The sequence below is a fragment of the Amycolatopsis rhabdoformis genome, assembly GCF_035918295.1.
Lineage (GTDB): Bacteria > Actinomycetota > Actinomycetes > Mycobacteriales > Pseudonocardiaceae > Amycolatopsis > Amycolatopsis rhabdoformis.
In genome coordinates, this window is record NZ_CP142149.1 from 1,779,956 (window position 1) to 1,792,634 (window position 12,679).

Below are 12,679 nucleotides of genomic sequence, written 5' to 3' on the forward strand. Positions count from 1 at the left end.
GTAGACCACGCAGGAGGAAATCCCGTGTCCGAGACCGTGCCCGTCGCCGACATCCGCGTCGCCGTGCCGACCAACGAGCCCCGCAAGGGCCGCATCGCCATCCTCACCGCCGACAAGGTGGAGGACCTCGAGTTCTTCTACCCCTACTACCGCTTCGTCGAGGCCGGCTACGACGTCGACGTCATCACCCCCTCCGGCGGCGCCCTCACCGGCGCAGCCGGCCTCGGCATCCAGCAGACGCTGGCCGTGGCCGACGTCGCCGCCTCCGACTACCTCCTGCTGTACGTGCCCGGCGGCTACGCGCCGGTCGAACTGAACGACAGCCCCGCCGCGGTCGACTTCCTCCGGACCTTCATCGCCTCGGACCGGCCGATCGGCCTGATCTGCCACGGCCCCCAGGTCCTGGTCTCCGCCGGACTGGCGACCGGCCGCCGACTCGCCGCGTGGTACGGGGTCCGCCCCGAAATCGAGGCCGCCGGCGGCACGTGGATCGACGAACCCGTGGTCCAGGACGGCAACATCTTCACCGCCCGCAAGCCCGGCGATCTTCCCGTCGAAATCCACCGCATTCTGGAGCACCTGCGCCACCTCGAGCAGCAGCCTGCCTGAGCCGATCTCCACGCCCCGCGCGGCCGCCGGCGATGTCGGCCTGCGGGGCGCGCGGTGTCCTGGCCTTCACGCGCGCTGGCGCCGCCGCTGCCCTGTTCGTGGTGGATGGTCATGAAGTGGTGGCCGTCCGCCGCGAACGCCACCAGCACGCGGTTCTCCCACGGGTACGGGAGCACCTCGAGCGTGCCGTCGTTGAGCCTGCCGCGAAACAGGAACGACCCGTCCTGCCACCGCACACCACCGGCTCGGTCGACGCTGCCGGCGGCAGCGACGCGATGGCTACAGGGATAAAATCAACGGGCCCGCGGATAACCGATCTCGGAGATGTCCTGGGCCAGGTCCGCCAGGGTGACCTCGCCGTTCAACGACGACACGAGTTCCTCGCTCAACGGCCGCAAGGCATAGAGGTCCCTCACCGCTTCGAGATCCACAGAGACCTCGTAACAGTCCTCGGCGAAGCGCTGGAACGCTTCGGGTGATCGGTCGACCAGCAGCTGGAACAGACCAGTCGCCCCATCAGGGTCGGCGGAGTTCGAGGGGAAGTCGATCGTGCCGTGGTGCCACCGATCGTCCTTGGTCTCCCGTCACAAGCAAGCCGTCACGACGGGAAGGCCGTCCTCGTCGGTGAACGCCGGCTCCTCGACGAAGGGCCTGAAGATCTCGGGAACGCCGTCGATGACTCCCGGCCAGGGCTTGCCATCGTGGCGATACGGGCTCATCGGCGATTCGTGGTCGAAGCCACGGACATAAGCCCCGGCCGCCGAGAACACGATGGAGTACTCGTCCCCGGATCCGTTGCGCATCGAGGCCATGTGCTCGCCTTCGGCCCAAGTGGCGTCGAAGGAGTAGTACCGACTTTCCCAGTCCGGGCTGAGGATCGCGTTGAGCATCGCGAGCGAGCGGCACAGGTCCCGCAGGTCGGCGATGGCGGGAAGCCGGCGGGCCACGTCATAGACAGTCACCGGCTCATCCAACCCGACCCCTCGGACCTCAACCGCCCATGCCAGACATGCAGCCTGGCGGGCACGGCACGCGATGTCAGTGCTGAGATTCACCGGCCTGAGAAACCAGCGCCTCCAACCGCACTTCGCCTGCCGGGGTGGTCAGCGTTGCGACGCATTTCAGCTGTTTGCCGAGCAGGTCCGGGGAAACGGTCAAGGACGGCGTCGCGGCTCCCTCGACCGCGACGAAGTACTGGAAGCCGCTGTCGGTGACCTTTTCCTGGTACCAGTCGTAGCGCACGGCGGCGGTGCGCGGTGCGAGTCCGTCGACCGTGGCGTCCAGTCGTTGGCCGGCGGTCGGGGTTCCCGTGATCCGCAGCGTCCCGGTTGGTGCCAAAGCGGGATGGGGGCGCAGGGCCTCCGCTCGCCAGTCGCTGGGGTTCATGAGCTCGCCCTGGTGCACGGCGCCGTCGCACTCGTTGCCGCTTTCCGCGCTGAGCACGCCTGCGAGCTCGGGACCCTCCGCAGTGGACAGCATGAGCGGTCCACCTGAATCACCGGCGCAGACGCTCGGGGCCGGATCGGCCGGACCGGCAGGCACGCCGGTGACACAGAATCCGGAGCTGCCCACGGAATCCTGGGGGATGTCCGGTGCGCACTGCGCCGGCGGCAGCAGTTTCATCGCGGCCTGTTGAAGCCGGTCCGTCTCCCCGCCCTTTGCCGGGTCGGTGCGCTCGGTGCGGCCATGGCCGTAGACCTGTCCGGTGGCGCCTCGCGTCACGGCGGCCGCGACCTCGGCCGGCGTCGCGAACCGTGCCGGCCGGACGTTGAGCACCGGCCGGTCGAGCACGACCACGGCGAGGTCGTGGGCTGCGAACGATTCGTCGTCGGTGTCGATCTCGCGCCAGCCCGGATGCCAGAACCAGCCGCGGACTCGGTGCGGGGCTTCGCCGGCCTGGGACAGCTGGTCGGCGCCGAGATGGACCTCGAAGTCGGTGGGGGACTTGTCCATCACGCAGTGCCCGGCCGTCAACACCCGATCCGGGGCGATGAGCGTTCCGCCGCAATAGCCGCGTTCGGCCAGCGGACCAGTGCCGGGGAAGGCCAACGTCGCCATCCAGGGCGCCGCGCCGGAGGGAGCGTTCGTGCCGTGCGAAATCGCGGACGCGCCGGAAGCGAAACCGGTGAGCAGAGCTGCCGAGACCGAGACCAGTATTCCTGCGCGGCGGAGTTCGGGGTGTGCCATCAGACCTTCTCCTGGGGACGAACTGGATTACCTGGGAGAATTTCTATCGGCGCTGTCCCTGCCTCCGCGTCCGACTGCGGTCGAGGACGGAGTTACCCATAAGACCTATGCCGCGGTGGAGCCGCATCGGTCAGTCGGCCGGCGAGGCTGGGCGGGTCGGCTGTCGTGACAATGACAATGTCGATCTACCCGCATGCTGATTCCTTCGAGTACGCGACGACGACCGCCACGGCGCCAGCGGGCCAGGGCGACCCCGGCACGTCTGTGCCGGGACGTGACATCAAGCGATCCACCTCGCCGGCCGGGCGCCGAACGCCCGACCGGCGATCGGCCGGCAGGGCTGGTCACTCCTCGTCGACCGCGTGCGCCGCCCGATAGGCGAACGCGATGATCGGCCCGAGGGTCGCTCCGCCCGCCCAATAAGCGCGCGCCGACGGCGACGCCACGCAGTTGCCGACACCGTAGAGGCCGGGGATCGGTTCGCCGAGGTCGTCCAGCACCCGCCCGTCGGGGTCGGTGCGCGGGCCGCCCTTGGTGTCCAGGGTGCCGCCCGTGACAAACGCGGCGTAGTACGGCCCGGTCGCGCTGATCGGCCACAGGGTCGGATTGGCGCGACCGGGCTCTTCCTTGACTGGGCCGTTGAACACCAGCTGGATCGCGGTCTCGCCACGGGCGAAGTCTTCGTCCTTGCCGTTGGCGGCGAAGACGTTGAACCGGTCGATCGTCCGCGGGAGGTTGGCGGCGAAGTCGTCGGCGAGGGTGAAGCCGCCGGTTTCGGCGGTGAGGGACCCGAGCCGCTCGCGGATCTTCGTGGTGAGTTCGTCGAGGGTCGGCGCCGTGAGCACGTGTGTGTCGTCGGCGCCCTCCGGCACGATCAGGCGGCCGTATTCGTCGCTGGCGGAGTGGTCCTGGCTGCGCTGGTCCCAGATCTGGACGAGGACCAGGTTCGGGTAGCTCCCGGTGGCCGGGTCCCAGCGGAAGAACGTCCGGGCGGCCTCGTTGTAGGGCAGCTTCTCGTTGGCCACGCGCTCGCCGTGCCGGTTCACGAGGATCATCGAGTCGCCGGCCACCGAGAACATGCCGATCAGGTCGGGCCGCCCGACTTTCTCCAGCGGCACGGGGCACATCCAGGCGTGGTTCATGGTGCCCAGTTGCGTGCCCAGCGTCGAGGTGATCCGCAGGAAGTCGCCCTCGTTGGTGACCGCCGCGCACCCCGGGTACGCCGGCACGCCGAGGTGCTCGCGGCGCAGCAGGTCGTCGTGGACGAAGCCGCCGGTCGAGAAGATGACGCCCTTGCGCGCGAGCACTCGTACGGTGTTCCCCGCCGTGGTCGTGGCCTCGACTCCGGCGACGCGGTCGCCGTCGAGGACGAGCCGCTGCACGCGGTGTCCCGTGCGCACCTCGACACCGTCGCGCTCGGCCGCGCTCGACAACTGCTCGATCGCGCGCGCACCGCCGTCGGACATCGACTCCCGGGCGTCCGAGGGCACCAGCACGCGGCCGGTCGGCGCTTTGTCCTCGGGCAGCTCGGACCAGTAATCCGGCACGTCCGGGCAGTGCCGGTAGGTCAGGGCTCCGCGTTCGGCGAGCAGTTCGGCCGCGGGGCTCGCGCTCGTGTGGATGGCGCGCACCATGGCGGCTTCCCACTCGGTGAGACCTGCCGTCGGGCTGGTCGGGTCGTACCGGGTCGGCTGGGAGAGGCGCGCGACGTAGCGGAGGAAGTCCTCGAACCGGTCTTCGATGCCGAGGGCGCGCATGGGCTCGTTGTCGGGAACCCAGTACCAGAAAGCAGCTTTGCGGGCGGTGCCACCGAGCTCGGGCGCCTTCTCCAGCACGACCACCTCGTTGCCCAGCCACCGGCTGAACAACGCCGCGGGCAGGCCGCCCCCGCCACCACCGACCACGATCACGTCGGTCTCGACGTCCCAGGACGTGAGCGGCGCGGGCCGGGCACTCTCCCGGCGGGCCACGGAATCTGTCGTCATGCCCCCACCTTGACGAGCGGGCGCCGCGCACGGTTGTCTCACAATGAAACAGCCGGCCGCTCGGCCGGGCACGGAACGCAGTCCGGTGACCACAATGGAGTGACAACGGATGGGCTACGAGATCGACACGCGAGACGGGGTCGCCCGCCTGCGGCACGCCAGGGAACTCTTCCTGACCGAGCGGCGGCTGCCGGACGATCTGCCGCCGTGGTTGTCCGCGGCGTGGCGACGGTCCCGCTTTGCCGGGCTGGACGTCACCCGTGACCACGTGCCGGCCGTTCCCGTTCCGTTGGAGACGCCGCTGGTCCGCGCGGCGACGCCGGTGCTGGCCAAGCTCGCCGGCGATCTCGTCGGGCTCGGCGCCGCGGTGGTGCTCAGCGACGGCCACGCGCGGGTCGTCGGCTGCTGGGCCGACGAGGAGGCGGTGGGCGCCCACCTGGCCCGGATCGACACCCGGCTGGGTGCGGACCTTTCGGAGCCCTCCACCGGGACCAACGGGATCAGCCATGTCCTGGACACGGGCGGCCCTTTCGTGCTGGGCGGGCCCGAGCACCTCTTCGAGCTGTACCAGAACACCGTGTGCGCGGGCGCCCCCGTCACCGACCCGGTCACCCGGAAGATCTTGGGCGCGGTCGCGGTGGTGTGCGAGCTCGATGCGCCGCTGCGGGTGCTGCACGCCATCACGACCACGGCGACCGGCGCGATCGAGCGCGAGCTGGTGCACGCCACCTCGGCGCACGAGCACCGCCTGCTCCAGGCCTACCTGCGAGCCGGGCCCGCTCGGAATCCGATCGCCGTGCTGGACGGCCGGACCAGGCTCGTCAGCGCCGCCGCGGCCGGCCTGTTGCGGCCGCAGGACATCGACACCCTGGAGTCCTACGCGATCGAGGCGGCGAGGGAAGGCGCGCTGCCGACGACCGAGCTGGTCTTCGACGACGGGGTGAAGGTCCACCTCCACCCCGCGGTACCGGGAGACAGCGCGGGCGTGCTGATCGTCGTCGACCCACCACCGCCGAGTGCGGAACGCCGCCGCGCCAGGCTTTCCCTCTTCGCGGACGCCGCGTTGTCCGGTAGCTCGCCGGCTTGGCGCTCGCTCGAGCGGTCCGTGGCGCGCGTGCGCACCCGCCCGATGCTGCTGCTCGGCGAACCGGGCGTGGGCAAGGCCGACGTCGCCCGAGCGGTGCTCGGCGATCCGCTCGTCCTCGATGCAGCCGACGACGACACCTGGCTCGCGGAGGTCCAGGAGGCGCTCGCACAGCCCGCGGTGCTGCTCCGACACGTCGAGCGCCTGCACCGAAGCCGAGCCGCTCGGCTCGCCACGCTGCTGGCCGGCGAGCATCCCGCACGGGTGATCGCGACGTTCACCACCGGCACCGGTTCGGTCTGCGCGGACGTGCTGCGCACCGGCTGGTCGCCGGTCGAAATCCTGGTGCCCGGCCTGCGTGAGCGAACGGCCGACATCCCCGAGCTCGCGCGGCGCTTCGGCGGCGTGCACCTCACGCAGGACGCGCAGACCACCCTGCAGCGACACGACTGGCCGGGCAACCTCGCCGAGCTGAAGGCCGTGATGGCCTCGGCCGCGGCGGAGGCCGCCGGGCCGACCGTCAGCGCACGCCACCTGCCGGGACGGCTGCGCTCATCAGCCGCACATCCGCGTTTGACGGAGTTGGAAAAGGCTGAGCGGCAGGCCATCTCCGATGCATTGCTGACGGCCAACGGCAACCGCGTCCAGGCGGCGACGCTGCTCGGCATCGGCCGCGCGACGCTCTACCGCAAGATGCGGCGTTACGGGCTTGATTGACCTTCGGCTCCATGGGCGCGGAATCAGTGCCGGCGCTTCGGGTGGTGCTCGCCGAATCACTCATCCGGCAGCAGTCTGCGATCCGTCGTTCGGCCTCCGTGCCGAGCGAATGTCGGTCTTCCTGATGTCGAGGACGACGGCGGTTGCCGGTCAGATTTCACCCGCCAGCAGGCTTTTTCGATCACCGACCTGCCGCTGCCTGATGCGAACTGCACCCCGGGCAGCCGCTGGTCGGTGTGGACGGATCAGGAGCCGAGGAGCCTGGTCGCGACGTCCCACAGGCGCGCGGCGTCGTGGGGGTCCAGCGCGTGCGGGCGAACGCCCACCTCGGAGTCGGGGTCGGTGGTGAGTTCGGCCTCGTTGCAGTCTTCGAAGTAGCGACCGGTGACGCCGTGAAGCAGCGGCGAGGCGGCGAGCAGGACCGACGTCGCGGCTCCTTCCTGCACGGTCTTCCACGGGTAGTTGTCGAAGATCTCCTCGACCTCCGGAGTGAGGTTCTCCATCTGGTGGCGCTGCAGGTTGGTGCGGATACCGCCTGGCATGAGGGCGTTGGCGGTGATGCCGTCGCCGGCCCAGCGGGTGCCGGCTTCGACGGCCAGCAGCACGTTCCCGGTCTTCGACTGGCCGTAGGCCGACCACGCTTCGTAGGGGCGCCGCTCGAAGTGGAGGTCGTCGAAGACGATCGGCGACGTCCGGTGTGCGTTCGAGCTGACCGAGACGATCCTGGCCCCCTCCGCCGACGCCAGCGCACGGTGCAGGCCGAGCGTCAGGTTGAAGTGACCGAGGTAGTTGGTCGCGAACTGCAGCTCCCAGCCCTCCGCGCTGCGGCGCAGTGTGGGCAGCGCCATGATGCCCGCATTGTTGACCAGAATGTGCAGCGGTCCCTGCCACGCTCCGGTGAACCCGGCCACCGAAGCCCGGTCGGCGAGGTCGAGGTGGGCGACGGAGATCCTGGCGCCGGGGTGCTCCTTCGCGATGTCGCCGGCCACGCGCCGACCGGCGTCGACGTTGCGCACGGCGAGGGTGACCTCGGCACCGGCGCCCGCGAGAACCTTGGCGGTCTCCGCGCCGATGCCGGACGCCCCACCGGTGACGACCGCACGCTGGCCGGCGAGGTCGACACCGGCGATGACCTCGCCGGCCGGGGTGTGGAAGCCGAACGGCGTCGTGAGCCGCTCGTGTTCGCCGGCCGGCTTCTGCAGTTCTTCGGTACCCATGGCTGAATGTCCCTTCGTGCTCGGGCCGCTGGCCCGGGTGCTGAGGAGGCGGTAGCCTCTAAGTGGAATCACTTCCACCTAAGCTTAAGTGGAAAATATTCCGATTACCACGCCGGGCCGCGTCCGCTGATGCGGATCGAGCTGGTCAGCAGGAGGAAGGAGCCGGTGTGCCCCAGTCAGCCGCGCGGGCGAGCAAGCGAGGTCCCCGCTCGGACGCGACGCGCAACCGTGCCCGCTTGCTCGCCGCCGCGTCCAAGTTGTTCATCGAACGCGGACCCGACGTGCCCTTCACCGAGATCGCCAAGGCCGCGCAGGTCGGAGTCGGCACGATCTATCGCCACTTCCCGACGCGTGAGGAGCTCATCGAGGCCGCCTACCACTCGGAACTCGTCGCGGTCTGCGAGGCGGCGGGTGAGCTTCTGGCGGCGAAACCGCCGGAGGAAGCGCTGCGCGCGTGGATGGACCGCTTCGGTCAGTACATGACCACGAAACTCGGGCTCGCCGACGCGATCCGGGCCGTCGTGGTGAGTGGGGGAAACCCGTTCGCGCAGAGTCGTGAGAAGCTGACTGCCGCTCTGGGGAGCCTGCTCGATGCCACCAGCGCCGCGGGGGTGACGCGTCGCGAGGTGTCCGCGGACGACTTGCTGATGACCCTCAGCGGAATCGCCATGGCCGCGGGTGCGCCGGATCAGCACGAGCAGCTGCAGCGGATGATCGACCTCGTTTTCGAAGGCGTCCGGAGCCGCTGACGGACCGCGCCGCGCCGATCGCGGCAGGGCGGCTGATACCGATCCTGAGCGTCTTCGGAGTCACGGTGGGCGGCTTGCCCGCCGCTTGCCCCTTTTGCTTGCTGTGGAGCTGTTCAACCAGGCGCGGCGTGGTTCGACCAAGCCGCTGTTCGGCGTGTCCGCCAGTGCGTGCTTTGTGTTTCAACGCAAGCTCGCACCTGACGCGATCCTTGCGCGACGCTCGGCCATCACCCGACGACCACCGAACGCCACTCCATCGCGTCGGGCGCCAGCTGCGCCCAATACATCGGCGTGCTCACGATCGGCGCGGATAGCGCGCCGTGATGCGTGTCCGATCCGCGAGCCCGTTGTCTATACCTTGCTCGCCACCACCAGGTAGTTCTCGGCCTCAGGGTTGAACGTGCTCATTTCTGTCCGAAGTCCGACCCGGTGCAACTCGACTTCGAGTTCTTCGTATCGGTAGGGCCAGCACGACAGCAGTTCCGAGCGGACCAGAACCGACCCAGCCGCATCGACTTGCGCGACCGCAATCTCGATGTGGTGCTCCTGCTCCCAAAGCGGTGCGATCTCCCAGCGGTAGACCACGATGGCATCACGACCGTTCCGGCGGACGAGTCGGTCACCGATGTCCAGTCGGGAACCTCTGGACCTCACGAGTTCCCACGTGCGGGACGTGAGCACCAAGCGCCCGCCCGAGCGCAGAAGCCGTGACATCGGCTCCAGAGCAGCAACCCTGCCGCTCGCGCCCACGGCATGGTGCAGCGAGTTGCCAACGCAGCACACCATGTCGAAGGTGTCGTCATCGAGATGGTCGGGCAACTCTTCCCAATCCGCCCGCATTGTCCGGACAGATGCCCCGAACTCCCCGGACAACTCCGCGGTCCGACGAACCATCGCTTCGCTGGCGTCAGTTGCGACAACCCGCATACCAAGGCCGGCGAGGCCAACCGCCAACTGCCCGGTTCCGCACGAACAATCGAGGACGTGAGCGTTGGGCGGCAGGAGATTGAGGACGTCATCGAACGACGCAGCGAACTCGGCCGGAGCCAGCTTCGGATCGGAGATGAGCCACTCGTACACCTCGGCAAGCGCGTCATAACCCGTCACAACTTCTACCTCCGTCACGCGGCAGACTCACGGTGGCACATCAGTACATCAGCGGAGCGAGTCGGTTCACCAATGGTTTTGCAGGGCAACCCCGTTCGCTCATGCCTGACCTGAGTGGTCCAAGCGACGCCGTGATCGTCGCGATAGGGCCCCTAAGTCCTCCGAGAACGGCGAATCGAGTCCTGCCGCGCGCATTGTGCCTGGAATGGCCCTGATCGGAACCGGAATTCCGGGCTCTGCGAGCACGCGGGGAGCGTGCAGCCGGAACTGGTGCCGAAGCTCCCGCCGCTCGTGCAGCACCATCGTCGATCGCAACGGTGATGCACGCGGAAGTAGTCCCGATCACTGCCAGACTCGGCTGAGCGCAAAGGGATCCCGGGACAGTCGGCCGCACGGAGGGCGGAAGAGAGGCCGGGATTATGCCTTCCGCAGGCGCGAGCGTTGTGGGCTGGGTTGCCCACGGGTGCCGCCGCGTGACGGCCCCGATGGCGGGTCGGCGAGTTCGGCCTGCAGGGCCAAGCGGGTCAGGTCGGCGCGGCGGCGGCAGCCGGTCTTGTCCCGGATCCGGTCCAGGTGGGTGCGGACGGTGCTCACGCTGATGGACAACTCGGCAGCGATCTGCGCATCGGTGCGGCCCCGGGCGACGAGGACGACCAGCTCCCGCTCGCGGGCGGACAGGGCCGCGAGCCCGGCCGGAAGGGCCTGCGGCGCCGTGGGAGCGATGAGTGTCAGGGCGTACTCGGCCGCGTCGATCAGGCTCATCGCAGCGCCACGGTCTTCCGCGTGCTGGGCTCGGCCGGGCCCGAGTTTCTGCCGGGCAGCGCGCCGCGGCTCGACCCAGTAACGCCCGTAGTTGAGCGCGTAGCCGGTTTGTCCGGCCAGGAGCGCGATGTGCGCGGCCCACATCGTGAGGGCCTCGGCCGGCCGTCCGGTCGCGGCGCACAGGTACCCGCAGCAGCCCAGGTACTCGTGCAGAGTGACCCAGATGCCGGTCCGCAGGCAGCCCTGGAGTCCTTCGCGCAGGTGCGCTGCGGCGTCCCCGATTCGGCCCGCGTGCAGGTCCACGGTCACCATGTAGGGCAGTAGCTTCCACTGGTTGGTCACGTCGCCGGCGTCGCGGGCGCGGGCCAGCATGGCGGCGCAGACCTCGCCGGCGGCGGCCGAGTCGCCCGCCCTGATCAGGATGTTGGTCAGTACGTAACCGGCCCACCGGACGTGCATGCCGGGGACGCCGTCGGTGATCTGTGCGGCCTGCCGAGCGATCTGCACGGCAGGCTCCAGGTCACCGACCCTGCTGGTAGCGGCGGCGAGGACACCCAGCGCGTAGAGCTCCGCGGCCCGGTCACCGGCCTCCCGGGCCACCTGCAGCGCGCGGCGGGCCTCGCCGGTTGCCTCGTCGGCCCGCTCCAGGTTCGCCAACGCTGTGGCCCGCATCGTCAGTCCGTCGGCCAGTGCTCGGCACGGCCCCCGAGCGGCCGCCGCCTCGGCCAGTGCCGTGGCCTGCTCCAGTGCCGCGGTGTGCTCGCGGTGTTGCGTGGCCGCCCGGCTGAGCCACAGCTGGGCGGCGCACCAGTCGTCGCTGCCCGTCTCGGTGCGCGCGGTGATCTCGCCCAGCAGCCCGTACTGGGATGCGAGCCGGCCTCGCAAGCGCCACCACCAGCCGAGCACCGCGGCCAGCCGCGCCGCGGCAGCCGGGTCGTGGTCGAGTGCCCAAGTCAGCGCCCACCGCATCAGGGCATCCTCGGCATCAAGCCACCGCGCGGCCGCCACCTCCCGCGGCGAGTTGGTGAGAAGCCCCGACTCAGCCTGCCTGGCCACCTCGATGGCATACGCAGCCAGGGCGCCCGCGGCGTCCTGCCCCTCTCCCGCTTCGGCGAGCTTCTTGGCACCGTAGGCCCGTAGCGTCTCCAGCATCTGATACCGAGCCCGCCCATCGGCCCCGGCGTGCGGCGGGCTCAGCAGCGAACAGTCCACCAGGTACAGCACCGACGGGCTGCTGTCCGCCCCGGCCACCGCCGCTGCGGCCTCCAAGGTGAACGGTCCCGGGAATGCCGACAGGCGGCGGAACACCCGCCGCTGCTCCTCATCCAGCAGCCGGTAGCTCCACTCCACCGTCGCCGCCAGCGACCGGTGCCGTCCCGCTGCCAGCCGGTCCGCCCCGGCCAGCAGCTCGAACCGGTCGTCCGGGAATCCCAGCGTCTCATCCAGGTAGCCCAGCAGTTGCCGGACCCCCAGGGCCTCCACGCGCGCCGCCGCCAGCTCGATCGCCAAAGGCATCCCGTCCAGCCGTCTCACCAGCCGCCCCACCTCCGGCCCGGTCACCTCGTCCAAGACGAATCGCGCGTCGGCGCGCCGGGCCCGGTCGGCGAACAATGCCACCGCCTCGGACTCGCTGTCGTCGCCTGGCAGCGACAGCGGTCCCAGCCGGTACCGGGCCTCACCGGGCACCGCCAGCGGCTCACGGCTGGTCGCCAGCACCCGCACGTCGTCACACGCCGCCAGCAGCCCCGCGCACAGCTGCGCCGCTGCACTGATCACGTGCTCGCAGTTGTCGATCACCAGCAGCACCTGCTGCCGCGCAAGCACCTTCGCCAGCGTCAGTTCCGCCGGCACCCCGGGCTGCTCCTGGATACCCAGCGAGGCCGCCACCGCCACCGACACCTGCCCCGGATCCGCCACCGACGCCAGCTCTATCAGCCAGGCGCCGTCCGCGAACCGGCTCGCTGCCCGCTCCGCCACCTGCCCGGCCAGCCGAGTCTTACCCGACCCGCCCGGTCCGGTCACCGTCACCAGCCGGCGTTCCTCCAGCAGCCCCGCAACCTCGCCCACCACGGCGTCCCGCCCGATGAAAGTCGCAAGCACGGCCGGAAAACCATGCACTCCACCCTGCTCGGTTGGCACAGACTCACTCACGTCCGCACAACCTCCGTAGATAGGCGAAGCTGTGGGTAACCCTACCTACAGCGCCCCAGGCCGGCGGATTCGGTAATCCGGCCTCTGCTGCGCCCCTCGCAGACAGGCGAG

General features: G+C 70.0%; 10 protein-coding genes. 3 read left to right on the top strand and 7 right to left on the bottom strand.

Features of this window, described 5'->3' with window-relative positions; all coding sequences use genetic code 11:
- Positions 1-24 precede the first annotated feature (24 nt).
- A complete protein-coding gene (locus VSH64_RS08340; protein WP_326834923.1) occupies positions 25-609 on the top strand; it encodes a DJ-1/PfpI family protein in 585 nt (194 codons plus the stop codon).
- A gap of 293 nt (positions 610-902) precedes the next feature.
- Here VSH64_RS08340 and VSH64_RS08345 read toward each other — a convergent pair whose 3' ends face one another.
- From VSH64_RS08345 to VSH64_RS08360, 4 genes are all read right to left on the bottom strand, one after another.
- Positions 903-1,025 carry a hypothetical protein gene (locus tag VSH64_RS08345; protein WP_326834924.1) on the bottom strand — a complete coding sequence of 41 codons (123 nt, stop codon included), beginning with the start codon at positions 1,023-1,025 and terminating at the stop codon, positions 903-905.
- A gap of 168 nt (positions 1,026-1,193) precedes the next feature.
- Complete coding sequence (locus VSH64_RS08350; RefSeq protein ID WP_326834925.1) at positions 1,194-1,583, bottom strand: hypothetical protein; 390 nt, start codon at positions 1,581-1,583, stop codon at positions 1,194-1,196.
- 64 nt (positions 1,584-1,647) lie between these two features.
- A complete protein-coding gene (locus tag VSH64_RS08355) occupies positions 1,648-2,796 on the bottom strand; it encodes a S1 family peptidase (RefSeq protein WP_326834926.1) in 1,149 nt (382 codons plus the stop codon).
- Between the two features lie 344 nt (positions 2,797-3,140).
- Entirely contained in the window at positions 3,141-4,781 is a 1,641-nt protein-coding gene (locus VSH64_RS08360; RefSeq protein WP_326834927.1) for an FAD-dependent oxidoreductase, read from the bottom strand.
- A gap of 109 nt (positions 4,782-4,890) precedes the next feature.
- On the opposite strand from VSH64_RS08360, the gene VSH64_RS08365 reads away from it, so the two are divergent.
- Positions 4,891-6,582 (top strand): sigma-54-dependent Fis family transcriptional regulator, encoded by a 1,692-nt coding sequence (locus tag VSH64_RS08365; RefSeq protein ID WP_326834928.1) that lies wholly within the window; start codon positions 4,891-4,893, stop codon positions 6,580-6,582.
- Positions 6,583-6,827: 245 nt separating this feature from the next.
- On the opposite strand, the gene VSH64_RS08370 is transcribed toward VSH64_RS08365, so the two are convergent.
- Positions 6,828-7,799: an SDR family NAD(P)-dependent oxidoreductase gene (locus tag VSH64_RS08370; RefSeq protein WP_326834929.1), complete on the bottom strand. Its 972-nt coding sequence runs from the start codon at positions 7,797-7,799 to the stop codon at positions 6,828-6,830.
- Between the two features lie 167 nt (positions 7,800-7,966).
- Between VSH64_RS08370 and VSH64_RS08375 the strand changes: the two genes are divergently transcribed.
- Entirely contained in the window at positions 7,967-8,548 is a 582-nt protein-coding gene (locus VSH64_RS08375) for a TetR/AcrR family transcriptional regulator (RefSeq protein WP_326834930.1), read from the top strand.
- A gap of 351 nt (positions 8,549-8,899) precedes the next feature.
- Here the strand turns inward: VSH64_RS08375 and VSH64_RS08380 are convergent, their stop codons facing one another.
- Both VSH64_RS08380 and VSH64_RS08385 read right to left on the bottom strand, forming a co-directional pair.
- On the bottom strand, positions 8,900-9,673 hold the full coding sequence (locus VSH64_RS08380) for a class I SAM-dependent methyltransferase (protein WP_326834931.1): 774 nt from the start codon (positions 9,671-9,673) through the stop codon (positions 8,900-8,902).
- Between the two features lie 399 nt (positions 9,674-10,072).
- Positions 10,073-12,568, bottom strand: coding sequence for an ATP-binding protein (locus VSH64_RS08385; RefSeq protein WP_326834932.1), 2,496 nt, complete (start codon positions 12,566-12,568; stop codon positions 10,073-10,075).
- Positions 12,569-12,679: the final 111 nt, after the last annotated feature.

What these genes read in the sequence shown, in the direction of transcription:
- VSH64_RS08355 (WP_326834926.1), bottom strand. Translation starts at nt 2,796, where the DNA reads ATGGCACACCCCGAACTCCGCCGCGCAGGAATACTGGTCTCGGTCTCG.
- VSH64_RS08360 (WP_326834927.1), bottom strand. Translation starts at nt 4,781, where the DNA reads ATGACGACAGATTCCGTGGCCCGCCGGGAGAGTGCCCGGCCCGCGCCG.
- VSH64_RS08365 (WP_326834928.1), top strand. Translation starts at nt 4,891, where the DNA reads ATGGGCTACGAGATCGACACGCGAGACGGGGTCGCCCGCCTGCGGCAC.
- VSH64_RS08370 (WP_326834929.1), bottom strand. Translation starts at nt 7,799, where the DNA reads ATGGGTACCGAAGAACTGCAGAAGCCGGCCGGCGAACACGAGCGGCTC.